This is a genomic window from Streptomyces sp. AM 4-1-1 (assembly GCF_029167625.1).
In the GTDB taxonomy this organism is placed as follows: Bacteria; Actinomycetota; Actinomycetes; order Streptomycetales; family Streptomycetaceae; genus Streptomyces.
Genome location: NZ_CP119145.1, coordinates 6,678,732 through 6,700,830 on the forward strand (window position 1 = coordinate 6,678,732; position 22,099 = coordinate 6,700,830).

General features: G+C 71.1%; 24 protein-coding genes. 15 read left to right on the forward strand and 9 right to left on the reverse strand.

The genetic code is table 11. The annotated features are described in order from the left end of the window. Positions 1-42 precede the first annotated feature (42 nt). The 3 genes from PZB75_RS28355 (at position 43) to PZB75_RS28365 (ending at position 2,451) form a co-directional block, all read left to right on the forward strand. Positions 43-489, forward strand: a complete 447-nt coding sequence (locus PZB75_RS28355) for a nitroreductase family deazaflavin-dependent oxidoreductase (protein ID WP_275538137.1) — start codon at positions 43-45, stop codon at positions 487-489. Positions 490-738: 249 nt separating this feature from the next. Beyond that, positions 739-993 carry a WhiB family transcriptional regulator gene (locus PZB75_RS28360; protein ID WP_275538138.1) on the forward strand — a complete coding sequence of 85 codons (255 nt, stop codon included), beginning with the start codon at positions 739-741 and terminating at the stop codon, positions 991-993. Positions 994-1,236: 243 nt separating this feature from the next. Continuing rightward, the gene (locus PZB75_RS28365; protein ID WP_275538139.1) at positions 1,237-2,451 is read left to right on the forward strand and encodes a transglycosylase family protein; all 1,215 of its coding nucleotides are present in this window, start codon (positions 1,237-1,239) and stop codon (positions 2,449-2,451) included. Here PZB75_RS28365 and PZB75_RS28370 read toward each other — a convergent pair. Further along, a complete protein-coding gene (locus PZB75_RS28370; protein WP_275538140.1) occupies positions 2,421-3,632 on the reverse strand; it encodes a DMT family transporter in 1,212 nt (403 codons plus the stop codon). The genes PZB75_RS28365 and PZB75_RS28370 overlap by 31 nt on opposite strands. A gap of 204 nt (positions 3,633-3,836) precedes the next feature. On the opposite strand from PZB75_RS28370, the gene PZB75_RS28375 reads away from it, so the two are divergent. Together PZB75_RS28375 and PZB75_RS28380 are read left to right on the forward strand one after the other, a co-directional pair. Then, the gene (locus PZB75_RS28375) at positions 3,837-4,550 is read left to right on the forward strand and encodes a (2Fe-2S)-binding protein (protein WP_275538141.1); all 714 of its coding nucleotides are present in this window, start codon (positions 3,837-3,839) and stop codon (positions 4,548-4,550) included. A gap of 73 nt (positions 4,551-4,623) precedes the next feature. Then, a complete protein-coding gene (locus tag PZB75_RS28380) occupies positions 4,624-4,884 on the forward strand; it encodes a DUF6480 family protein (protein ID WP_343286265.1) in 261 nt (86 codons plus the stop codon). Positions 4,885-5,001: 117 nt separating this feature from the next. Here PZB75_RS28380 and PZB75_RS28385 read toward each other — a convergent pair whose 3' ends face one another. The 6 genes from PZB75_RS28385 to PZB75_RS28410 form a co-directional block, all read right to left on the reverse strand. After that, a complete protein-coding gene (locus PZB75_RS28385; RefSeq protein ID WP_275538142.1) occupies positions 5,002-5,673 on the reverse strand; it encodes a phosphoribosyltransferase family protein in 672 nt (223 codons plus the stop codon). A gap of 200 nt (positions 5,674-5,873) precedes the next feature. Then, positions 5,874-6,332 (reverse strand): ATP-binding protein, encoded by a 459-nt coding sequence (locus tag PZB75_RS28390; RefSeq protein WP_275538143.1) that lies wholly within the window; start codon positions 6,330-6,332, stop codon positions 5,874-5,876. A 99-nt stretch (positions 6,333-6,431) separates the two neighbouring features. After that, on the reverse strand, positions 6,432-6,875 hold the full coding sequence (locus tag PZB75_RS28395; protein WP_275538144.1) for a response regulator: 444 nt from the start codon (positions 6,873-6,875) through the stop codon (positions 6,432-6,434). Continuing rightward, entirely contained in the window at positions 6,872-8,449 is a 1,578-nt protein-coding gene (locus PZB75_RS28400; protein ID WP_275538902.1) for a sensor histidine kinase, read from the reverse strand. The genes PZB75_RS28395 and PZB75_RS28400 overlap by 4 nt, the downstream gene beginning before the upstream one ends. A 125-nt stretch (positions 8,450-8,574) precedes the next feature. Further along, the gene (locus PZB75_RS28405; protein ID WP_275538145.1) at positions 8,575-9,804 is read right to left on the reverse strand and encodes a fused response regulator/phosphatase; all 1,230 of its coding nucleotides are present in this window, start codon (positions 9,802-9,804) and stop codon (positions 8,575-8,577) included. A gap of 222 nt (positions 9,805-10,026) precedes the next feature. Continuing rightward, positions 10,027-10,839, reverse strand: a complete 813-nt coding sequence (locus tag PZB75_RS28410) for a SigB/SigF/SigG family RNA polymerase sigma factor (protein ID WP_275538903.1) — start codon at positions 10,837-10,839, stop codon at positions 10,027-10,029. A 262-nt stretch (positions 10,840-11,101) separates the two neighbouring features. On the opposite strand from PZB75_RS28410, the gene PZB75_RS28415 reads away from it, so the two are divergent. From PZB75_RS28415 to PZB75_RS28425, 3 genes are all read left to right on the forward strand, one after another. Further along, positions 11,102-12,583 carry an MFS transporter gene (locus tag PZB75_RS28415; RefSeq protein WP_275538146.1) on the forward strand — a complete coding sequence of 494 codons (1,482 nt, stop codon included), beginning with the start codon at positions 11,102-11,104 and terminating at the stop codon, positions 12,581-12,583. Between the two features lie 356 nt (positions 12,584-12,939). Next, positions 12,940-14,403, forward strand: a complete 1,464-nt coding sequence (locus PZB75_RS28420) for an SDR family NAD(P)-dependent oxidoreductase (RefSeq protein WP_275538147.1) — start codon at positions 12,940-12,942, stop codon at positions 14,401-14,403. Between the two features lie 420 nt (positions 14,404-14,823). After that, positions 14,824-14,997, forward strand: a complete 174-nt coding sequence (locus PZB75_RS28425) for a hypothetical protein (protein ID WP_275538148.1) — start codon at positions 14,824-14,826, stop codon at positions 14,995-14,997. Positions 14,998-15,099: 102 nt separating this feature from the next. Here the strand turns inward: PZB75_RS28425 and PZB75_RS28430 are convergent, their stop codons facing one another. Together PZB75_RS28430 and PZB75_RS28435 are read right to left on the reverse strand one after the other, a co-directional pair. Then, positions 15,100-15,477, reverse strand: coding sequence for a CrcB family protein (locus PZB75_RS28430; protein ID WP_275538149.1), 378 nt, complete (start codon positions 15,475-15,477; stop codon positions 15,100-15,102). Beyond that, a complete protein-coding gene (locus tag PZB75_RS28435) occupies positions 15,474-15,944 on the reverse strand; it encodes a CrcB family protein (RefSeq protein WP_275538150.1) in 471 nt (156 codons plus the stop codon). Before PZB75_RS28435 ends, PZB75_RS28430 begins: the two co-directional genes overlap by 4 nt. Before the next feature lie 236 nt (positions 15,945-16,180). Here PZB75_RS28435 and PZB75_RS28440 point away from each other — a divergent pair, with 236 nt between their 5' ends. The 7 genes from PZB75_RS28440 to ureG are packed head-to-tail and all read left to right on the forward strand — an operon-like array spanning position 16,181 to position 22,098. Next, positions 16,181-17,143 carry an urea transporter gene (locus PZB75_RS28440; RefSeq protein WP_275538151.1) on the forward strand — a complete coding sequence of 321 codons (963 nt, stop codon included), beginning with the start codon at positions 16,181-16,183 and terminating at the stop codon, positions 17,141-17,143. Between the two features lie 57 nt (positions 17,144-17,200). Further along, on the forward strand, positions 17,201-17,506 hold the full coding sequence (locus PZB75_RS28445; RefSeq protein WP_275538152.1) for an urease subunit gamma: 306 nt from the start codon (positions 17,201-17,203) through the stop codon (positions 17,504-17,506). A 5-nt stretch (positions 17,507-17,511) separates the two neighbouring features. After that, entirely contained in the window at positions 17,512-18,375 is an 864-nt protein-coding gene (locus tag PZB75_RS28450) for a cobalamin biosynthesis protein CbiX (RefSeq protein WP_275538153.1), read from the forward strand. Next, a complete protein-coding gene (locus tag PZB75_RS28455) occupies positions 18,372-18,893 on the forward strand; it encodes an urease subunit beta (protein ID WP_275538154.1) in 522 nt (173 codons plus the stop codon). Before PZB75_RS28450 ends, PZB75_RS28455 begins: the two co-directional genes overlap by 4 nt. Next, positions 18,893-20,617, forward strand: coding sequence for an urease subunit alpha (ureC, locus tag PZB75_RS28460; RefSeq protein WP_275538155.1), 1,725 nt, complete (start codon positions 18,893-18,895; stop codon positions 20,615-20,617). The genes PZB75_RS28455 and ureC overlap by 1 nt, the downstream gene beginning before the upstream one ends. 5 nt (positions 20,618-20,622) lie before the next feature. Continuing rightward, positions 20,623-21,438 carry an urease accessory UreF family protein gene (locus PZB75_RS28465; RefSeq protein ID WP_275538156.1) on the forward strand — a complete coding sequence of 272 codons (816 nt, stop codon included), beginning with the start codon at positions 20,623-20,625 and terminating at the stop codon, positions 21,436-21,438. 39 nt (positions 21,439-21,477) lie between these two features. After that, positions 21,478-22,098: an urease accessory protein UreG gene (gene ureG, locus PZB75_RS28470; RefSeq protein ID WP_275538157.1), complete on the forward strand. Its 621-nt coding sequence runs from the start codon at positions 21,478-21,480 to the stop codon at positions 22,096-22,098. Position 22,099: the final 1 nt, after the last annotated feature.

The window sequence follows — 22,099 nt, forward strand, 5'->3', positions numbered from 1 at the left end:
TCACCCGGCCGCGGCCGGCCCTTCGACGACGGGACAGACACGATGCCGCTCACAGGCGAGTACGAGCCCAGCCCCTCCGAGTGGGTGCGTGAACAGGTCGCGCTCATCGAGAGCTCCGGAGGCACCGAAGGGACGACGATGCGCGGTATGCCCGTCGTCCTTCTCACCACCCGGGGCGCCAAGAGCGGCAAGATCCGCAAGACGCCTCTGATGCGGGTCGAGCACGACGGGACGTACGCCGTGGTGGCCTCTCAGGGCGGCGCGCCCAAGCACCCCGTCTGGTACCACAACATCACGGCCGACCCCAGGGTGGAGCTCCAGGACGGCCCGGTCCGGCAGGACATGAGGGCCCGTGAGGTCACCGGGGAGGAGAAGGCGCTCTGGTGGGGGCGCGCGGTCGAGGCGTTCCCCGATTACGCCGACTACCAGACGAAGACGGACCGGCAGATTCCGGTCTTCGTCCTGGAGCCCGTCGCCGGGAACCACTGACCGAAGCCACGTCAGGGGCCGGCCGCCCCGAACCACCGACCGCCGAGCCTGTTCACCGACCACCGACCACCGACCACCGACCACCGACCGAGCGGTGCCCACCGGCCCCGCGCCCGGCCGGGCGGACGTCGGCCGAACTCCCTTTCTCCGGTGGCTCCTACGTCTCCTGTGGTTTCAGCCGTCCGATGTCGGTCACCCGCAGTACGCGGAACCGAATACGTCCGACAACGGAACCAGGAGTGGAGAACCATGGAGAACTGGCGCATGAGCGCGGCCTGCCGTGACGAGGATCCCGACCTGTTCTTCCCCATCGGGAGCAGCGGACCCGCGCTTCTCCAGGTAGAGGAGGCGAAGGCCGTGTGCCGGGGCTGCCCGGTGCGGGAACAGTGCCTGCGGTGGGCGTTGGAGAACAGTCAGGACTCCGGCGTGTGGGGCGGCCTGAGCGAGAACGAACGGCGCGCCCTGAAGCGCCGCACCCGCAAGACCGCCAGGGGCACCGGCTGACGGCCGGTGCCGAGGCCCGGCCGCCGGCCGGCCGCGTCCCCGTGGCCGGGGTCGGCCGGTCCGTGACCGTCGACCCGAACGCCCCCCGGGACCCGCGTCCCCCGGACGCCGACCGCGGGGAGAACCCTGGGTCCGCTGCTCCCCTGAGCGGGCCGATACCCAGTGCTCTCTTGTCATCACCCGCTGTCTGCCCATAAGTTGGCCGCTTGCGACGTGTCCAACTGCCTGTGGGGGAGCCACATCATGGCCGCGAACGGACGGCACCGCAGATACCAGCCGAGCCGCATCAACCGCGCCTCGCTCACGGTCACCGTGGGCGGCGTCGGCATCGCGCTTCCGCTGATCACCGCCGCCTCGGCGGGTGCTGCCACCACTGACGTCTGGGAGAAGGTCGCTGCCTGCGAGTCGACCGGGAACTGGCACGTCAACACCGGCAACGGCTACTTCGGCGGCCTCCAGTTCACCCGGTCCACCTGGGCGGCGTACGGCGGCACCGCCTACGCGGCACGCGCCGACCTGGCGACCAGGGACCAGCAGATAGCCGTCGCCGAGAAGGTACTGAAGGGGCAGGGCCCGGGTGCCTGGCCGGCGTGCTCCGTCAGGGCCGGGCTGACACGGGGCGGCGATTCACCCGACATCGCCCCGCAGACCGAGCGCACCGAACGGGTCGCCGCCCCGAAGAAGGCCGTGACGCCCAAGAAGGCGGCCGTGCCGAAGACGGTCACCCCGACCTCCCTGCCGGGCAAGGGCGACTCGTACACCGTCGAGCACGGCGACTCGCTGTCCGGGATCGCGGCGACCGAGCACGTGCGGGGCGGGTGGCAGCGGCTGTACGCGACCAACCGCGAGGTCGTCGGTGAGAACCCGAACCTCATCCTCCCGGGCCAGCGGCTGAGCCTGGACACGGCCGACACCCCGCCCGACCGCCGCGCCGCGGCTGCCCGGCCGAAGCAGAAGAGCGTGCCGAAGGCCCAGCCCAAAGCCGCGTCGAAGCCGGTCGCACAGCACCACCCCGCCAAGCAGCAGACCAGGAAGACCGAGCGGGCCGAGAAGCACTCCACCCTGACCGCCCCGGTGGCGGCGGGCACCGGCACGGCCTACCGCAAGCCGGGATCATGGGCCAGCGGCTACCACACAGGCGTCGACTTCCCGGTGCCCACCGGCACCTCGGTGAAGGCGGTGGCCGCCGGGAAGGTCGTCTCGGCGGGCTGGGGAGGGGCGTACGGGTACCAGGTCGTCATCCGGCACAGCGACGGCAAGTACAGCCAGTACGCGCACCTGTCGGCGGTCAGCGTCCGAGAGGGGCAGCAGGTCGGCAACGGCCAGCGCATCGCCCGCTCCGGCGCCACCGGGAACGTCACCGGACCGCATCTGCACTTCGAGATCCGCACCGGTCCCGGATACGGCAGCGACGTCGACCCGCTGGCCTACCTCCGGGCGGGCGGCGTCAGCGTCTGAAGTCCGCGCGCGCCGGGCCGCCCGGGAGCGCGTGAGGACCCCGTACGCCCGCCGGGCACACCACCGGGCCGGGCCGGTCCCTGAGGGGACCGCCCGGCCCCGGACTCTCCGTGCGACGGCGACACGGGTGCGTTCGGGGGGCTCGGCGCGGGCGCCGTCGGCCCGGCCGGCAGGCGTTTCCGGGGCGTCGGAACGGCCGGAGAAGGGGCGGGAGCACCGGAGAGGGACACCGGCGGTCCCGGCGGCCCCTTGTCCTCCCCGTCCGCGCGCTCCACGCCTTCCCGCTCGCCGTCCTCCCGGTCCGTGCTTCCCCGTTCCACGCGCTCACCCGAAAGGTCCTCGCCCACCCGCCGCTCGGCCCCCAGCCGCTCCGTCGTCAGCAGGACGAGACCGCCCGCCGCCACCGCACCGCACCCGAGCGCCAGCAGGGCCCCGGTCGTGCCGTGCCGGAAGCTCTCCCCGAAGAGGGTGAGGCCGACGACCGCCGCGATCACCGGATTCACCACCGTCACCGTCGCCAGGGGCGCCGTCAGACCGGCTCCCCGGTACGCCGCCTGCGACAGCAGCAGCCCGGCGCCCGCCAGTGCCGCGATCGCCAGCAGCGTCGGCAGTCCGGCGGTCACCGCTCCGGACGCCCACCGCACGGCCACCGCCTTGGTGAACACCGAGGCGATCCCGAACGACACACCCGCGCCGGCCGCCAGGATCACACTCCGCACCACCGGCCGGCGCACGCACTTCGCGACGAGGAAGAGCGCCGCGACCGAGCCGGCCGTCACCGCCCCCAGCATCAGCTGCTCGTACCCGTCCAGCGTGCGCGACTCGGCGCCCCTGGTCAGCGCGAGCAGCCCGGCCAGTCCCACGGCCGCGATCACCGCGCCGCGCCACGCGGCCGCGCCCGCCCGACGGCGGACGAACAGCGCGGCCATCGGCAGGGCGAAGACGATGGTCAACGCCCCGAGCGGCTGTACGAGGCTGAGCGGGCCGTAGGCGAGCGCGACCACGTGCAGCACCGCCCCCACGCCGTTCAGCGCCACGGCGCCCCACCACACCCCGTTGCGCAGCGCGGCGTACGCCCGCTCGTCACCGTCCGCCGCCACCCGTTCCTGGACGATCGCCCCGGCCGCGTAGGCGACCGCGGAGACCAGTGAGAGCAGGACGGACAGCGCGAGGGAACTCATGTACACCACCTTGTCCCTTCGGGGCGGCCGCGTCGTCGTCCCTGAGACGGCGATCCGGCGTACTGCCCTGGTAGTACGAGGGTGGAGACCAGGTCCTCCTCCCGACGGTAGTCCTGGTCCCGCCACATCTCAGAACGGGCGCCCGGGGCGGCTACGGTGAGCCACGGGACGCGACGGTCGCGAGGCCCGGAAGGAGCGGCGGACATGGAACTGGCCGCACCGGCCCCGATGGGCGGGTTCTTCGCCCTGCGGACCACTCCCGTGCCCGGTGGCGACCACCGCCCACTGGCCCGGCTGTACGCGGGGGAGACCGCGCCGCTCACCGACCGGATCGACACGGTGGCGGCCCGGCTGGGCACCTCCGAACGCCGGGTCGCCGCGTCGGTCGCGCACCTGGGACTGGCCGCACGGCTCTGGTCGGTCGTGCTCGCCCCCGCCGTGCTCCACGGCAGGCTGCCCGATCCGACGCCCGACCGGCTCTGCTGGGACCCGGCGCGGACCACGCCCGACGATCTGTGGCTGGAGCTGCCGCCGGACGGCACGGGCCCGTACCGGCCGGGTACCGCCGCGGACATCCGAGAGGCCGTCCAGTACGGGCACCTCTCGCCGCTCGCGGCCGCGGTACGCGCCGACGCGCACGTCTCGGCGTCCCTGCTGTGGGGAAACGCGGGCTCGGCGCTCGCGGGGGCCGTCCGGGAACTGATCGGCTGGGCCCGTGCGCACGGGCGCCCGGAGGTGGCCGGGCGGACCCGGGAGCTGGCGGCGGAGCTCTTCGACCACCCTGATCTGCGGGACACCGGGGCCCCGCACGGCCCCGGCTTCCGGCGCCGGAGCTGCTGTCTCCACTACCGGTCCCCGGGCGGCGGCCTGTGCGGGGACTGCGTCTTCGACCGGCCGCCTACGGGGGTCCGGCGCTGAGCCGCGTACGGCCGTGCGGGACCTGAAGGGCCGGGAAGGAGCGAAAAGGCCCGGACGGGTGGACCCTTGGGGTATGGACAACGACAACACCGACACCGTTCTCCGTAACACCTCCGTACCCATGGACGCCGCCGGACGTCAGCCGGTGCGCGGGGCGCCCGGCACGGTCGCGCCGCAGGAGACCCCGCCCGCGGAGTCCTCGACCGGTTCCGAGACCGGCCCGCGCGACGACCTCAGCCCCGGGTGGAGCTGGGGGCCACTGCTGGTCATCGGGGTGGTCGTGGTGCTCTGCGCCGCGTTCTTCCTGGCGTACGCGCTGATCGTGGCGTTCTGACGCGGGACGCGCTGATCGTGGCGTTCTGACGCGGGACGCGCCGACCGAGGCCCCGTCGACCGGCACGCGCACGCGCCGCCACACGACCGTGCGTGCCTCCGGTCGGCCCCCGCCGCGTCACTCCCCGTCGCGGGACGCGCTCAGGACCGCGGTCACCTCGTCGTCCTCCACCTGGTCGAAGACCTCGTACCACTGCCCGACCGAACCGAACGGTTCCGGCCGTCGCAGACACAGCAGTTCGTCGCACTCCGCGCGCAGCGCGGTCACGGCCTCCGCCGAACCCACCGGGACGGCAAGCAGCACCCGGGCCGGTTCCATCGTCCGTACGGCGCGCAGCGCGGCCCGCGCGGTGACACCGGTCGCCAGCCCGTCGTCGACCACGACGACGGTCCGGCCGCGGACATCGAGAGGCGGGCGCCCGGCGCGGTAGAGCGATTCGCGCCGCCGCAGTTCCGTCCGCTCACGCGCGGCCCGGTCCGCCAGACGCTCGGGCGTCAGCCCCAGCGCGGCCAGGGCCCGCTCGTCGTACAGCGCCGGCCCCTCACCGGCCACCGCCCCGACGCCGAACTCCTGGTTGAACGGTGCGCCGATCTTGCGGGCCACGAGCACGTCCAGCGGTGCTCCCAGCTTCCTCGCGACCTCGGCGGCCACCGGGACCCCGCCGCGCGGCAGCGCCAGTACGACGGCGTCGGGGAGCGGGCCCCCGGCCCCCCGCGCGTCCTCGGCGAGCCGGTCGGCGAGCGCGCGCCCGGCCTCCTCGCGGTCGTGGAACCGGTCCTCGGAACTCATGCGCAGCTCACTTCCCTCGCGGGCCGCCCGCGGACCCACGGGGCATCATCCCGGCCTCGGGCGCCCGTCGGCGGCAGGCGTCCCGAGTCCGGTTCCGGCGCTCATCCGTAGGGACCAGTCCGACGCCGGGGCCGGGGCTCGTACAGGACTCCCGTCACGCCTGCGGCGCGAGCGACCCCTGACGACCGTCCCCGGGATCGTCAGCCGCTGAGCCGGAACTCCGCCCGTATCCGTTTGCCCACCGGCACCCGTTCGGCGGTCAGCCGGTCGCACAGCGCCATGACGATCTCGATGCCGTGGCCGCCCGGTCGGCTGGGATCGGGCGCGTACAGCAGTGGCAGGGCCGTGCTGCTGTCGTAGACGGTCACGCTGACGGTGTCGGCGGTCCCCTCCAGCTCCAGCATGTACGGGCCCTGGCTGTAACGGTCGGCGTTGGTGACGAGTTCGCTCACAGCCAGCATCAGATCGCTGCGGGTGTGCTCGCCCAGCACCGCCAGCCATTCCGCCACCAGGCGGGTCAAAAAGCGGTCGGCGAGCGCGCGGGCCCGCGCGATGCAGCCGGGTTCGCCGTCGAAGACCTCGGCGGTGTGCAGTGCCTCGACCGGTCGACCGCGGTCGCCCGCGCGGCCCGCCGGTCGCGAGGTGAGCTGTTCGTTCATGTGCTCCAGCCAAGGCTCCGCAGGGAGGTCGCAGACCATTTCTGAATGGCTCGTCTACCCGGGATGGACACGCCCACGCCAGGAAGAAAGTGCTGAATGTCACACACGGCCGGGCAACCGGACCACGGTGACGAAGAAGTCGTCGATCTGCCGCACCGCCGCCATGAACTGATCGAGATCGACGGGCTTGGTGACGTACGCGTTGGCGTGCAGGCTGTAGCTGCGCAGGATGTCCTCCTCCGCCGAGGAGGTGGTGAGCACGACCACGGGGATCGTGGTCAGCTCCGGGTCCGTCTTGATCTGCTCCAGCACCTGGCGCCCGTCGTACTTGGGCAGATTGAGGTCGAGAAGGATCAGGTCCGGCCGGGGCGCGTCGGTGAACTCACCCCGGCGGTACAGGAAGTCCAGGGCCTCCTTCCCGTCCCGCGCCACATGGAGGGTGTTCCCGATCTTGTTGTGCTCGAAGGCCTCGCGGGTCATCAGGACATCGCCCGGGTCGTCCTCCACCAGAAGGACCTCTACGGGGTGGGCGGGGGTGTTCACAGTGTTTCTCCCGAGGGGATGCTGACCGCGGCGGGTTCCGGGGACTCCGCCGCGCTGGGGCCCGGCACGGCGGAGGCGGCCGGCAGGGTGAAGTGGATGAGGGTGCCCTCGGCCGGTGCGGAGTCCAGCCAGATCCGGCCGCCGTGGAACTCGATGATCTTCCGGCAGAGCGCGAGGCCGATGCCCGTGCCCTCGTACTCGTCCCTGGCGTGCAGCCGCTGGAAGATGACGAACACCTTGTCCGCGAACTCGGACGGGATGCCGATGCCGTTGTCCGCGATCGTGAAGTGCCAGTCCCTGTCCTCCCGCACACAGCCGACCGTGATCCGGCAGGGCACGTCCGGGCGGCGGAACTTCACCGCGTTGCCGATCAGGTTCTGCCAGACCATGGCCAGTGTCGTCCCGTCACCGACCAGGACCGGCAAGGGCTCCTCCCGGACGACCTCGGTGCCGGACTCGTCGATGAAGAGGGCCAGATTGCCGAGCGCGCGGTCCAGCAACTGGTCGAGGTCCACGGGCTTCCAGCTGTCGTGCACCCGACCCACCCGCGAGAACGTCAGCAGATCGTTGATCAGCACCTGCATGCGCTTGGCGCCGTCGACCGCGAAGCCGATGTACTGCTTGCCCCGGGCGTCCAGCTCGGAGCCGTACCGCTTCTCCAGCAGCTGGCAGAACGAGGCGACCTTCCGCAGCGGCTCCTGGAGGTCGTGCGAGGCGACGTAGGCGAACTGCTCCAGCTCCGCGTTGGACCGGCGCAGCTCCTCGGTCTGCTCCGCGAGCACCGTCTCGCGCTGCCGGGACTCCGCCAGCTCCTCCATGATCCGCCGCCGCATGTCCTCGACCGCCGCCCCCACCGCACGCACGTCGGACGGGCCGTGCACCTCGATCCGATGCTCGAAGGCGCCCGAACTGACCTTGTACGAGGCCGCGCTCAGCGCGCTCAGCGGCCGGCCGACCATGCGGTTCACCAGCAGGCTCAGCGAGAGCACGACCAGCACGAAGATGACGACGAGGGCGATCAGCACCCGGTCGCGGGTCTGGCGCGCGGCGTCGAGCTGGTCGCGGGCGTGGTCCCGGGCGGCGTCGAGATGGGCCTGCTGGACGGTGTACAGCCGACGCAGCGTGTCGAACTCGGTCTTGCTCCGCCGCAGCGGTTCCGACGACGCGGAGGCGGGGCCCTCCGTGCGGACCGTCGCGATCAGCGGTTCGGCGTAGCCCTCACGCCACCGTTGGGCGGCGGCCGCGATCCGGTCGAGATCGTCGTTGTACAGGCGGTCGGGCCCGATCCGGTCCCGTACCTGCTTCAGGCGCAGCCGCTCGTTCTGCCCGCCCGTCCGGTACGGCTCCAGGAACGACGGCTCACCGGTGAGGGTGTATCCGCGGACCCCGGTCTCCTGGTCGAGCAGCGAGTTCTGCAACTGGAAGGAGGCGGAGCGGGCGGGCTGGATGCGGTCGACCAGCTCGGTGGTCCGGTCGGATATGCGGGCCAGCACGAGCCCGCCGACGACCAGGCACCCGCACACCACCAGCACGAAACCGGCCAGGATCAAGTGGATCCAGTTCTGGACGGACAGTCGTCCGGCCGGTCCGGAAGGGGAAGCGTCCGCGCCCTCCGCCGTGCCCGCGCTGTCCGCCCCGTCCGTGCTCTTCACGATTCCTCCGCTGTGCGCGCCGTCCGTGGCGCCTGGTTCCCCGCCGGTCATCGGTTCCGCCCGCCCCACGCCAGATGGAGCACGGCCACGTCGTCCGCGAGACCGCCGTAAGGCGCGGCCGCCTCCGCCGCCTCGGCGACCAGGGTGTCCACGAAGGTGCGGGCGGGCAGTGCCGCGTGCCGGCGGGCCATGGCCAGCAGTCCTTCCTCGCCCAGCCGTTCCACCGGACTGACACGGCCCTCGAAGAGTCCGTCGGTGAACAGTACGAGCCGGCCGTCGGACGGCAGCGCGAGTTCGGTGGCGATCCACTCGCCCTCTCCGGGCAGCAGCCCCAGGGCCATTCCGCCGGTGGGTTCGACCCAGCTCACCCGCGTGCCGTCGCGCAGCAGGAGCCCCGGGTGCCCCGCCCGCACCACGCGCGCCGTCCGTCCGCCCGGCGGGAAGACCAGTGAGGTGACGGTGGCGAAGACACGGGGATCGGCGCGCTCGGCGACGAGGATCTCCTCAAGGAGCCGGAACTGCTCGGCCTGATCGGTCCCGCACAGCACGGCGGTGCGCCACGCCACCCGCAGACAGACCCCGAGCGCGGCCTCGGCGGCCCCGTGGCCGGACACGTCCCCGATCACCGCGTTCACGGTGCCGTCGGCGGTCTGCACCACGTCGTAGAAATCACCGCTCAGCAGGGCGTGGTCGCGGCCCGGTTCGTACCGGGCGACAGCCTGGAAGCTGTCGTCGCGCAGCAGCGGCACGGGCAGCAGTCCGCGCTCCAGGCGGGCGTTCTCGCGGGTGATCAGTTCGTTGGAGCGCAGGGCGGCCGAGGCGCGCTCGACCTGCTTGCGCTGGAGCGCGTAGCGGATGGCGCGGCCGAGCGTCTCGGGATCGATCCGGCCCTTGAGGAGATAGTCCTGCGCGCCGTTCGCCACGGCGGAGAGCCCCGCGTCGGCCTCGGCCATGCCGGTCAGTACGACGATCGCCGCGTCCGGTGAGGACTCGACGATCTGGGTGACGGCGTCGAGACCGTGCACATCGGGCAGATGGAGGTCCAGCAGTACGCAGCTGGGGGTGGGGCTCTCCCTCAGGAACCGCCGCGCCTCCGCCAGCGTCTTGCACCAGGTGAGCGCGGAGTCGAGCTCGCTGTCCGCCAGCATCTCCTCGACGAGCAGCGCGTCACCGGCGTCGTCCTCGACCAGGAGGATCGCCGCGTCGACGTCCCAGACGGACTCGTCGGCTTCCGGGAGGAACCTCGCCTGACGTGGGACGCCGACAGTGGTGCGCATACGCGGCGCCGAAACATCCGAAGGCAACTCGACCACTCTCCACCCCCCTGGCACGGAAGGCGCGGGTCACCCGCGCCGTATCGGCAGGAAGCATATGCGAACCCCGCCTGTTTCCGGTGGTCGGCGGGGTTCGCGGGCACATGGTGAGAGGCGCGGGCTCAGCGGGAATCGTTACGGACGACAGGGATGCCCCGGACCGGCGCCCGGTGCACCTGGCCGGATTCAGACCTCGACGCACATCCCGGCGCGCAGCTGCTTCACGATGCGGGCGAGCAGTCGGGACACGTGCATCTGGGAGACGCCGAGCTCCGCCCCGATCTGCGACTGGGTCATCTCCAGGCCGAACCGCATGTTGACGATCTCCCGCTCGCGGGGGTCGAGCTGCCGCAGCAGCGGCGCCAGGGTCTGGAGGTTGTCGACCGTCTCCAGGGCCGGGTCGGTCTCACCGAGGACGTCGGCGAGCGAGCGGTGGTCGCTGCTGGACTCCCCCTCGGTCGTCGGGGTGTCGAGCGACCCCGCCACGTAGCCGTTGGAGGCGACGAGGCCTTCGACGACCTCTTCCTCGTCGAGTTCGAGGTGGGCGGCCAGCTCCTTGACCGTCGGGTCGCGGTCCAGCCGCACCGACAGCTCCTCCTTGGCCTTCGCCAGGTCCACCCGAAGCTCCTGGAGGCGGCGGGGGACGTGCACGGCCCAGGTGGTGTCGCGGAAGAATCTCTTGATCTCGCCGACGATGTAGGGCACGGCGAAGGTGGCGAACTCGACCTCGCGCGAGAGGTCGAACCGGTCGATCGCCTTGATCAGCCCGATGGTGCCGACCTGGATGATGTCCTCGGTGTCGTCCCCGCGGTTGCGGAAGCGGGAAGCCGCGTAGCGCACCAGTGAGACGTTCATCTCGATGAGGGTGTTGCGCGCGTACTGGTACTCGTGCGTGCCCTCCTCCAGGACCTGGAGCCGGTCGAAGAACAGCTTCGACATCGCGCGGGCGTCCTTCGGGGCGACCTTGCCGGCGTCCTCGATCCAGGGCAGCTCGGTCATCCGCTGTCCCGTGAGTGCGTCCGGCGAAACCGCCGTGTCCACTGTTCCTGCGTCGTTCGCGGACATGGCAGCCATGGTGTCGCCCTCCCTGGTGGTGAATGTGTCGACGCGCTTCTGCCCGGCAATCGCGAACCCAATCACCTTTTTTTGGTTTCCTCCTTCGGCCGAAGCACATACGCCTGATGTGGCTGTCGCGTCCTAGGGTTGATCACAGTCGGCTCGGCCGGGGCGCGGCGCGGTGTTCCGGACACAGGGAGAACGAATGAGCGACACCGAATCGGCGGGTATGGGCACGGTCACCACCAAGATCCCGGCACGCCTGGACCGGCTGCCCTGGTCGAGATGGCACTGGATGATCGTGATCGGTCTCGGCACCGTCTGGATTCTGGACGGGCTGGAGGTCACGGTCGTCGGCAACATCGCCAGCCGGCTCTCCGAGGACGGCAGCGGTCTCGCCATCACCGACGCCCAGGTCACCGGCATCGCGGCCGCGCTCTACGTGGCGGGTGCCTGTTCCGGCGCACTCGTCTTCGGCTGGCTGACCGACCGCTTCGGGCGCAAGAAGCTCTTCATCATCACGCTGGTCGTCTACCTCCTGGCGACCGCGCTCACCGCCGTCTCGTTCTCGGCCTGGTGGTTCTTCCTCTTCCGCTTCTTCACCGGCTTCGGGATCGGCGGGGAGTACGCGGCCATCAACTCCGCCATCGACGAGCTGATCCCCAGCAAGTACCGCGGACGCATCGACCTCATCATCAACGGCAGCTTCTGGCTCGGCGCGATGGCCGGGTCACTGCTCTCGGTGCTGGCCCTCAACACCAGCATCTTCCCGAAGGACCTCGGCTGGCGGCTGACCTTCGCGCTCGGTGTGGTGCTCGGCCTGGTGATCCTGCTCGTCCGCCGCCATGTGCCCGAGAGCCCGCGGTGGATGTTCATCCACGGCCGTGACGAGGAGGCGGAGAAGCTGGTCGAGGACGTGGAACACGAGGTGGAGGACGACATCGGCAGGAAGCTGCCCGCCGTGGACACCGCCATCACCGTCGAGCAGCGGCACAGCATCGGCTTCGGGCTGATCGCCAGGACGGTCTTCCGCTCGTACCCCAAGCGGGCCGTCCTGGGACTCGCCCTCTTCATCGGACAGGCGTTCCTCTACAACGCCGTCACCTTCGGCTTCGGCTCGATCCTGGTGAAGTTCTTCGACGTGCCCAGCGGCGACACCGGCTACTACTTCGCCGTCATCGCGTTCTGCAACTTCCTCGGCCCGCTGTTCCTCGGGCGGCTCTTCGACACCGTCGGACGCAAGCCGATGATCTCGGGCACGTACATCCTCTCCGGACTGCTGCTCTTCGTCACCGCCTGGTCCTTCAACAGCGGCTGGCTGACCGCCGTCACGATGACGGCCTGCTGGTGCGGGGTGCTGTTCTTCGCCTCCGCCGGGGCCAGCTCCGCCTATCTGACCGTCAGCGAGATCTTCCCCATGGAGACCCGGGCCATGGCGATCGCCTTCTTCTACGCGATCGGCACGGCGGCGGGCGGGATCACCGGGCCGCTGGTCTTCGCCGACCTGACCGCGAGCGGTGTGGTCGGCGACACCGTGCTGGCGTTCTGCATCGGAGCCGGACTGATGACGGCGGCGGGGCTGGTGGCGCTGTTCTTCGCGGTGGCCGCCGAGGGCAGGTCCCTGGAGGACATCGCCACCCCGCTGTCGACGCGGGACACCGCAGAACAGTCGGGGCATTCGGGATAGTCGGGGCGGCGGTCCGGGAAGTCCGCCGCCGGTCCGGCCGCGCCGCCGCAGGGCGCGGCCTCCCGACGCGCACCGGACCCGTCCTCGTCCCCCCTCACCCGCCGGGCCGCCCGTCGCACCCCGGGCGGCCCGGCGGGTGACCAGGGCGCCCGGGTGAGGCCGCTCACACGAACGGAGCAACGTCCGGCGCATGGCAGACTTGAGCGGGGCGTTCGGCCCGTACCAGCGGCGGCCTCACGAAGCCCGCGGCCGGACTCCTCCCCGGAGAGGTCTGTCCCCGTGAACCCGCCGTCGCAGCGCGCAGGCTTCCGCGGAGCACACACCTCTGCGGCACGAGTGACAACAGAGGAACAGCGATGACGGTGACAGACGAGAGCACGGAGTTCGGTCCGGGTATCGACCCGGAACGGCTGGCCGTCTGCCTGGGCGTGCTCGACGAACTCGACACCATCGAGGTCGACCACCCGGACGCCATCGCCGTCCGCCGCGCCACCGCGGGGATCTACCGGACCGTGAAGCAGCGCCGCCGCCAGGAGCGCCGCGCCGCGAAGACCGCCCACGACAAGGCCGTCACCGAGGCCACCGCGACCGGCTCCGCCGAACGCATCGACGACGAGACTCAGGGCGTCCTGCCGTCCTCGTCGGCCACCGCCGAGATCGCGGGCGTGCTCCAGCGCCCGCGGTCCTGTTACATCTGCAAGACGCGGTACGTCGAGGTGGACGCCTTCTACCACCAGCTCTGTCAGCAGTGCGCGAAGGAGAACCGCTCCCGGCGCGACGCCCGGACCGACCTCACCGGCCGCCGGGCGCTCCTCACCGGGGGGCGCGCCAAGATCGGCATGTACATCGCGCTGCGGCTGCTGCGCGACGGCGCCCACACCACCATCACCACCCGCTTCCCCAACGACGCGATCCGCCGCTTCAAGGCGATGCCCGACAGCGACGAGTGGATCCACCGGCTGAAGATCGTCGGCATCGATCTGCGGGACCCGGCGCAGGTCGTGGCGCTCGCGGACTCGGTGGCCGCCGAGGGTCCGCTCGACATCCTCATCAACAACGCCGCGCAGACCGTACGCCGCTCGGCCGACGCCTACCGCGAGCTGCTCGCCGCCGAGTCCGCCCCGCTGCCCCCGGGTGAGCTTCCCCCCGCCGAGGTCATCGGCACCTTCGGCAGCGGCTCCGTCGACCGCGTCGCGGCGCTGCCCTCGCCCCGCGCGGAGGGGCTGACCGCCCAGGACGTCACCGGCCTGGCCCTCATCACGGGCTCGGCCTCCCTGGAGCGGATCGCCGCGGGCACCGCGATCGACGCGGGCGGGCTCGTACCCGATCTGCACCACACCAACAGCTGGGTCCAGACCGTCGACGAGGTCGAGCCGATCGAGCTGCTGGAGGTCCAGCTCTGCAACTCCACCGCGCCCTTCATCCTGATCAGCCGGCTGCGTCCGGCGATGACGGCGAGGTCCGCCGAACACGCGTACATCGTGAACGTCTCCGCGATGGAGGGCGTCTTCGGCCGGGGCTACAAGGGGGCGGGGCACCCGCACACCAACATGGCCAAGGCCGCACTGAACATGCTGACGCGCACGAGCGCCCAGGAGATGTTCGAGAAGGACGGCATCCTGATGACCGCCGTCGACACCGGCTGGATCACCGACGAGCGCCCGCACCCCGACAAGATCCGCCTCGCGGAGGAGGGCTTCCACGCCCCGCTCGACCTGGTGGACGGAGCGGCCCGGGTCTACGACCCGATCGTCCGGGGCGAAGAGGGCGAGAAGCTGTACGGCTGCTTCCTCAAGGACTACGCGCCCGCGGCCTGGTGACACGGCCCGGTGAAGCGGCCGGGGGCAACGGGCGGTGACGCCGGGCCGGGCGCCGGGCCGGAGAGCGGGAAGCCGGCCCGGCGCCCGTCCCGGCCGCATGGGGCGCCGGGTGGGGCGCCTGAGCTGGGTGAACCGTGCGAAGGCCACACACGCCATGGCTGAAAGTGATCCAGACCATACGTTCTGTCGAGCGCGCTCGCGCTCATTTGGTTACTCTGAGGGGACGGACGGCCTCCAAGGGGACCCACGAAATTCCCTCGACCGTCCTGGGACAGGTCTGTAACCAGGCCGCCGTCCCGCCCCATGCCGGCGCCACCGCGACCGAACTGTCCTTGCCCTGCCCCGTAGGGCGGTCGACCGACGGCAATGAGGCCGAAGGCTCGGCAACGCCCGGGGCTACGCGACACAAAGGAGTGCGCGGTGACACCTGAACTGACGCAGGACGAGAAGCGGTCCACGGTCCGGAGCGGAGAGCGGTCCGGACCGCCCGAGAAGCTTCTGAACATCGACGTCTGGGCCAGGTCGGCCCCGATCAGGCTGGCCGGTTACGAGGACGATCTCGCCGAACCGCACATCCTGCCCGGCATCGACTGAGCAGCCCCGTCGCGCGGGCGTCGTACCGCCCGCGCGGACCGCGTGACCGAGGTCCGGCCGCCGCCGAGGCGCGGCCGGACCTCGGCCGTTCCGGTCCACGGGTCAGAACGCCGCCCGCGCCACGGCCGCCCCGGCGAACGACATGCCGACCCCCAGGCCGACGGTGAGCAGCAGATAGCCGCCCGCCAGCGTCACGCGCCGGGCGGACGTCAACGTCAGCAGTTCGTACGAGAAGGTCGACCAGGTCGACAGCGCGCCGCAGAACCCGGTGGCGATCAGCAGCTTGACCCGGGTGCCCAGATCGCCGTCGGTCGAGCCCTCCGCGATGAATCCCAGGATCAGCGCCGCGCCGAGGTTGGCCGCCAGCGTGCCCCAGGGAAACGTGCTGTGCAGACGGAAGTGGGCGTCGACCCCCAGCCAGTAGCGCAGGGGCGCGCCGACCAGCGCGCCGGCCAGGACGAGCAGCCAGTCGACGGTCATGGCGTGGGCTCCTCGGTGCGGTAGGCGCGTCCGTACAGGGCATGGGCGCCGTACGCGCCCAGCGTCACGGCGGCCAGCGCGGCCACCACGGTCAGGAGCAGGCAGCCGACCGCGTAGCCCGGCCGATCGCTCTCGAACAGCTGTCGCACGCTGTCCGTGTAGTGCGAGAACGACGTGAACCCGCCGAGCACACCCGTGCCGAGCAGTGGGCTGACCAGCCGGGGCGCGCCCGGGAATCGCAGCTTCACGGTGACCATCAGGAGGCCCATCAGGAAGCAGCCCGTGACGTTCACCAGCAGGGTCGTCCAGGGGAAGTCCGTGGTGCCGGTGGGCCACAGGAGTTCGGCGCCGTGGCGGGCGGCGGCGCCCGCGGCGCCACCGACGGCGACGGCCCCGACGACCGGGAGCTGGACGCCGGGGTGGTGGTCGGGGTGGCTGTGCCGGTGCAGGAGTGAGGAGAGGAGCACCCGGCCGACCGTAGTGAGCGGGCGGTACGGGCCGGGTTCGCGGCGCGGGAGCCGGAACCCGGGGCACCTGAACAGCGCAACGGACGGCCGGGCATACGGTGTGAAGTGTTCTCATATGGGATATATCTGACATCCAGCCGCTCATACCTCTCAGCCGCTCATACCTCTCAGCCGCTCGTACCTCTCAGCCGATGAGCCGTGAGGCCGGTTGTCCGTTCCGAGCCACGGAGTTCGTCGTGTCGTCCGCCGAAACAGAGCAGAACCCCCGATCGCGGCAGCCCCAACCGCTGGGATTCCTCCTCGCCACCGTGCGCGGATTCGGCCAGGTCGATCTGCAGCCGGCCGCCTGGACGGGAGTGTTCATCCTCGTCGGCCTCTGGGCGGCCGGCTGGCGGATCGGTCTCTTCGCCACCATCGGGACGGTCGTCTCCACCGCCGCCGCGCATGCCATGGGCGCGGACCGCTCCTCGATCGCGCAGGGCCTCCAGGGCTACTGCGGCTGCCTCACCGGCATCGCACTGGTCATCTATCTGGGCCACCACCCGGCCACGTACGTGCTCACCGTCGTGGGCGCGATCACCTGCACCCTGCTGATGGGGACGCTGACCACACTGCTCGGTGCTTACGGGCTCACGCCCCTCACCGCCCCGTTCTGCCTGGTCTCCGGCGTCATGGCGCTGGGCGCTCCCTCCTTCGACCGGATCTGGCACGGCGCGCCGAAGGCCGTGAGCAGTACCGCCAACGGCTCGACCGGACTCTCCTGGGACGACCTCTGGCACGCCTTCTTCACGAACGTGTCGCAGGTCTTCCTCGTCGACACGTGGTACGTCGGGCTCATCATGCTCGTCGGGCTGGCCTTCGCCGGGCCGCGCGTCGTGCTGTACGCGGCGGCGGGCAGTGTGGTGGGCGTCTTCGCCGCCTGGGCGCTCGGCGGCTCCAGCTCGCTGATCGCCAACGGCATCTACGGCTACAACGCCGTGCTCGTCGCCATCGCGGTCGGGGCGGTCTTCCTCGCCAACACTCCGTGGAACGCCGCCTACGCCCTCTTCGGAGCCGCCGCCACCACCGGCCTGACGGCGTCGCTCACCCTGCTCTTCAAGCCGTTCGGCGGCCACACCTTCACCTGGCCGTTCATCCTCACGACCTGGGTGCTCATGGCCGCCGTACCCCGGCTGCACCGATTCCGCCCCAGCGGCTGACGGCCGTACCGGGCCCCCTTCGCTTCTCCGCCGCACCTCTCCGAGGAAGGACCGACGATGAACCTCGCTCCACGCGAGATCGACAAACTCCTGGTGTACGTCGTGGCCGATCTGGCCCGCAAGCGCCAGGACCGAGGTCTCAAGCTCAACTACAGCGAGTCGGTCGCGCTCATCACCGAGGCGATCCTCGAAGCCGCCCGTGACGGCAAAAGCGTCGCCGACTGCATGGAACTGGGCCGGCACGTCGTGGGCGAGAAGGACACCATGCCGGGGGTACGGGAAATGCTCGGCCTGCTCCAGGTCGAGGCGTCCTTCGCCGACGGCACGAAGCTCGTCTCCTGTCACGACCCCATCGGCGGCTGAGTCCATTGGCCGACCACTGCCGGGTGATCGCGGCCTGCGGCCACGAGGCCGCGCACGGCGCCGCGTTGCGTGATCTCGTGGGCCCCGAGGTGGCCGTCGTGTCGAGCGGGCGCGAACTGTTCCGGACCGTCGCCGGACTGCGACGCCGGGGCGAGGAGGGCTGCGTCATTCCCATGACCCTGGGCCGTGACCCCGAACTGGTCGCGGACACCGCCCGCACACTGCGCGCCCTTCCCGCCGCCGACCGGTCCGGGGTCCTGCTCACCGAGCCCTTCGGCACCGCACAGCATCTGACCGGCTGGCTCAGGGCGGCCGCGGGACGGGTGTCCGACACCTCGGCGCTGCTGGTCACGGCCCCGGCCGGCGATCCGTTCGAGGACGCCGAGCTGTACCGGATCGCCGCCCTCGTACGCCGGTACGGCCGACACGCCCTCGTCGAGGTGGCGTTCGGGGGAGGGGACCCGGACCTCACCGAGGGCGTCCGCCGCTGCCGGCTGCTCGGCGCCTCCCGGGTGACGCTGCTGCCGGCCGCGTTCGTACGCCCCGACGCGCCGGAGGTGTCCGGCATCCGGACCGAGGTGGCGGGCCCCATCGTGCCGCCCTCCGCGCTGACGCGTGTGCTGGCCGAACGGGCGGCCGACGCCCGGCGGCGGTGGCGCAGACACGGTGACGACGGTGTCGGAGCCGGTCTCGCCGCGGCCGACCACCACGGGCACAACCACACCCACCCGCCGGGCGAGGGCCACGACCACGGGCACGGGCACGGCTCCGGACACGGGCACAGCCACGCGCCCGGGGAGGACCACTCGCACCCGCAGCGGCGTTCGCCCGGCCGGGCCACGCCCCAAGTCATCAGGAGTACCGCATGACGTTCCGTCAGAAGTACATCTACGGCAAGGAACCCATCGAGATCAACGCCGGTCGGCGCACCGTGCGGGTCACCGTCAGCAACACCGGTGACCGGGCGGTCCAGGTCGGGTCGCACTACCACTTCTTCGAGGTCAACTCCGCGCTGTCGTTCGACCGCCAGGAGACGCTGGGGATGCACCTCAACATCGCCGCGGGCACCTCGGTGCGCTTCGAGCCCGGCGGCTCGCGCGAGGTCGAACTGTGCACGTACGCGGGCACCGGCCGGCTCGTCGGCTTCAGCGGACTGCTCAACGGCAGCACCGCCTCCCAGCCCGCCCGGCTCGAAGCCGTCCGCAGGGCGATCGAACAGGGCTTCCAGGGCGCTCAGAACCTCGCCGCGGCCACCACCGACGCCCCGCACGGGAGCGGCGAGGGCGGCAAGAACGGCCGAGGGGCCGAGCGGAGCAAGGAGACCCCGGCCCACCGGAACGCCGGTGCGAACAAGGACACCAAGGAAAAGAAGAAGGGTTCGCGCTGATGCCCATTCTGCCGCGCAAGCAGTACACCGACATGTTCGGCCCGACGGTCGGTGACCGCTTCCACCTCGGCGACACCAACCTCGTCGTCGAGGTCGAGAAGGACTACAGCGAGGGCCTGTACGGCGACGAGGTCGTCTACGGCGGCGGCAAGACCATGCGGGACGGCATGGCGTCCGACCCGCAGGCCACCGCCGCCCAGGGCGCCCTCGACACCGTCATCACCAACGTCGTGGTCATCGACGCCATGCTGGGCGTCGTCAAGTGCGACATCGGGATCAAGGACGGCTTCATCGTCGGCATCGGCAAGTCCGGGAACCCGCAGACCCAGAACAACGTCGACCCCGCCCTCGTCATCGGCCCCGGTACGGAGGCCATCGCGGGCGAACACCTGATCGCCACCGCCGGGGCCATCGACACGCACGTCCACCTGATCGCCCCCCAGCAGGCCGAACAGGCGCTGACCAACGGCATCACCACCCTCATCGGCGGCGGCACCGGGCCGACCGACGGCAGCAACGGGACCACCTGCACCCCTGGCCCGTACAACATCGCCAAACTGCTCCAGGCCGCCGAGGGCTTCCCGATCAACCTCGGCATCATGGGCAAGGGCAACGGCAGCCTGCCGGAGGCGCTGGAGGAACAGATCATCGCGGGCGCCTGCGCGCTGAAGGTGCACGAGGACTGGGGTGCGACCCCCGCCGTCATCGACAACGCGCTCAACGTCGCCGACCACCACGACGTCCAGGTCGCCATCCACACCGACAGCCTGAACGAGAGCGGCTTCTTCGAGGACACCCGCTCCGCGATCGACGGCCGTGCCATCCACACCTTCCACAGCGAGGGCGCGGGCGGCGGTCACGCCCCGGACATCCTGCGGGTCGCGGGCGAGCCGAACGTCCTGCCCTCCTCGACCAACCCGACCCTCCCGTACACCAAGAACTCGGTCGACGAACTCCTCGACATGGTCATGGTCTGTCACCACCTCAGCCACGACATCCCCGAGGACGTCTCCTTCGCCGACAGCCGGGTCCGCGCCGAGACGATCGCCGCCGAGTCGGTCCTGCACGACCTCGGGGTGATCAGCATGTTCTCCTCCGACTCGCAGGCCATGGGCCGCGTCGGGGAGTCCGTCACCCGTGCCTTCCAGACCGCTCACCACTGCAAGGACAAGCGCGGCAAGCTGCCCGAGGACTCCGAGCGCAACGACAACCAGCGCGTGCTGCGCTACCTCGCCAAGGTCACCATCAACCCGGCCATCGCCACCGGCATCGCGGAACACGTGGGGTCCATCGAGAAGGGCAAGCTCGCCGACATCGTGCTCTGGCCCATCCACTCCTTCGGCGCCAAGCCGAAACTGGTGATCAAGGGCGGCATCATCTCCTGGGCACAGATGGGCGACCCCAACGCCTCACTGCCCACCACCCAGCCCATCATCTACCGCCCGATGTACGGGCAGTACGGCAAGGCCCTCCAGGCGACCCATGTCACCTTCATGTCGCAGGCCGGCATCGCCGCGGGCGTACCGGCCGAACTGGGCCTGGAACGCAAGATCCTGCCGGTCCGCCGCACCCGCAACATCGGCAAGCACAACATGATCCGCAACAACGCGCTGCCGCACATCGAGGTCGACCCCGAGACGTTCAAGGTCACCCTCGACGGTGAGGTCGCCACCATCGCGCCGGCCGAGGAACTGCCCCTCAACCAGCTGTACTTCCTGGTCTAGGGCCGATGTACCGGAACGAACGCGCACCCTCCGGCGAACCGGCCTCCGACTCCCTCGTCACGACGGCCGAAGCGGCAACGACGGCCGAAGCGGCGGGGACGGCCGGAGGAGACGTGTCGGCCGGGACGGCCGGGACCGGACTGGGCGCCCTGCTGGTCAGCCTCCAGCTGACGGACTCGGCCTTCCCCAGCGGTTTCTACACGCTGTCGCACAGCCTGGAGGGCTTCGCCCACGCCAAGGCCGTCGACCCGGAGAGCCTTCCGGAGCTGCTGGCCGACCTGCTCCGTCATGGCGTCGGCCCGGCCGACGCCACGGCGCTCGCCCTCGCCCACCGGGCGACGACGGCGGGCGACCCGGAGACCGCCGTCGCCGTGGACGAGCATCTGTTCGCCACCAAACTGGGCCGGGAGATGCGCCAGGCAGCCACCCGGACCGGCCGTCAGCTCCTCGACCTCGCCCAGGAGGTCTTCGGCCGTCCGCAGATCACCGACTACTTCGGCCGGGTCGTACGACGCGAGGCGCCCGGCACCCAGGCGGTCGCGGCGGGGGTCATCCACGCCGCGACCGGGGTGCCGGTCCGGCAGGCCGTCGCGGCCGACCTGTTCGCGTTCTGCGCCAGCTTCACCGGAGCCGCGTTGCGCCTGCGGCTGACCGACCACCGCAGGGCTCAGGTCCTGCTGCGCGGCGCCGCGCCCGTCATCGAGGAGACCGTCGAACAGGCGCTGCGCCGCGATCTCGCCGACGTCGGCGCGACGGTCTTCGCCTCGGACATCATGTCGGGCCGTCATGAACGCGCGGAGGCCCGGCTCTTCGCCAGTTGACCCATCACTCGACGTACCACTCGACGAACAAGGAGCACCATGGACGACAACGTATTGCGGGTCGGCGTCGGCGGCCCGGTGGGGTCGGGCAAGACCGCGCTCATCGAGGCACTGGTACCGGTGCTGATCGCGCGGGGCCACCGCCCGTCCGTCATCACGAACGACATCTACACACAGGAGGACGCCCAGCACATCCGCCGCACCCTCGACGGTGTCCTGGACCCCGCGCGGGTCGTCGGTGTGGAGACCGGCGCCTGCCCGCACACCGCCGTCCGTGACGACCCGACGATGAACCTCGCGGCCGGCGCGGAGATGCTGGAACGCTTCCCCGACACCGACACGCTTCTGTACGAATCGGGGGGTGACAACCTCACCCTGACCTTCAGCCCGGTACTGGTGGACCTCTTCCTGTTCGTCCTGGACACCGCGGAGGGCGAGAAGATGCCCCGCAAACGCGGTCCCGGCATCACCGAATCCGATCTGCTGGTCATCAACAAGATCGACATCGCGAAGTACGTGCGGACCGACATCGGGGTGATGGAGGCGGACGCGCACCGGGTCAGGGAGGACCGGCCCGTCGTCCTGACCGACTGTCTGACCGGTATCGGCATCGACGACATCGCGGGGTACCTCGAGTCGCGGCGCAAGGTGCTGATCTGAC

What these genes read in the sequence shown, in the direction of transcription:
- PZB75_RS28365 (WP_275538139.1), top strand. Translation starts at nt 1,237, where the DNA reads ATGGCCGCGAACGGACGGCACCGCAGATACCAGCCGAGCCGCATCAAC.
- PZB75_RS28355 (WP_275538137.1), top strand. Translation starts at nt 43, where the DNA reads ATGCCGCTCACAGGCGAGTACGAGCCCAGCCCCTCCGAGTGGGTGCGT.
- PZB75_RS28360 (WP_275538138.1), top strand. Translation starts at nt 739, where the DNA reads ATGGAGAACTGGCGCATGAGCGCGGCCTGCCGTGACGAGGATCCCGAC.
- PZB75_RS28380 (WP_343286265.1), top strand. Translation starts at nt 4,624, where the DNA reads ATGGACAACGACAACACCGACACCGTTCTCCGTAACACCTCCGTACCC.
- PZB75_RS28415 (WP_275538146.1), top strand. Translation starts at nt 11,102, where the DNA reads ATGAGCGACACCGAATCGGCGGGTATGGGCACGGTCACCACCAAGATC.
- PZB75_RS28465 (WP_275538156.1), top strand. Translation starts at nt 20,623, where the DNA reads ATGTACCGGAACGAACGCGCACCCTCCGGCGAACCGGCCTCCGACTCC.
- PZB75_RS28420 (WP_275538147.1), top strand. Translation starts at nt 12,940, where the DNA reads ATGACGGTGACAGACGAGAGCACGGAGTTCGGTCCGGGTATCGACCCG.
- PZB75_RS28445 (WP_275538152.1), top strand. Translation starts at nt 17,201, where the DNA reads ATGAACCTCGCTCCACGCGAGATCGACAAACTCCTGGTGTACGTCGTG.
- PZB75_RS28430 (WP_275538149.1), bottom strand. Translation starts at nt 15,477, where the DNA reads ATGACCGTCGACTGGCTGCTCGTCCTGGCCGGCGCGCTGGTCGGCGCG.
- PZB75_RS28405 (WP_275538145.1), bottom strand. Translation starts at nt 9,804, where the DNA reads ATGCGCACCACTGTCGGCGTCCCACGTCAGGCGAGGTTCCTCCCGGAA.
- PZB75_RS28370 (WP_275538140.1), bottom strand. Translation starts at nt 3,632, where the DNA reads ATGAGTTCCCTCGCGCTGTCCGTCCTGCTCTCACTGGTCTCCGCGGTC.
- ureC (WP_275538155.1), top strand. Translation starts at nt 18,893, where the DNA reads ATGCCCATTCTGCCGCGCAAGCAGTACACCGACATGTTCGGCCCGACG.
- PZB75_RS28455 (WP_275538154.1), top strand. Translation starts at nt 18,372, where the DNA reads ATGACGTTCCGTCAGAAGTACATCTACGGCAAGGAACCCATCGAGATC.
- PZB75_RS28385 (WP_275538142.1), bottom strand. Translation starts at nt 5,673, where the DNA reads ATGAGTTCCGAGGACCGGTTCCACGACCGCGAGGAGGCCGGGCGCGCG.
- PZB75_RS28390 (WP_275538143.1), bottom strand. Translation starts at nt 6,332, where the DNA reads ATGAACGAACAGCTCACCTCGCGACCGGCGGGCCGCGCGGGCGACCGC.
- PZB75_RS28410 (WP_275538903.1), bottom strand. Translation starts at nt 10,839, where the DNA reads ATGACCGAGCTGCCCTGGATCGAGGACGCCGGCAAGGTCGCCCCGAAG.
- PZB75_RS28375 (WP_275538141.1), top strand. Translation starts at nt 3,837, where the DNA reads ATGGAACTGGCCGCACCGGCCCCGATGGGCGGGTTCTTCGCCCTGCGG.
- ureG (WP_275538157.1), top strand. Translation starts at nt 21,478, where the DNA reads ATGGACGACAACGTATTGCGGGTCGGCGTCGGCGGCCCGGTGGGGTCG.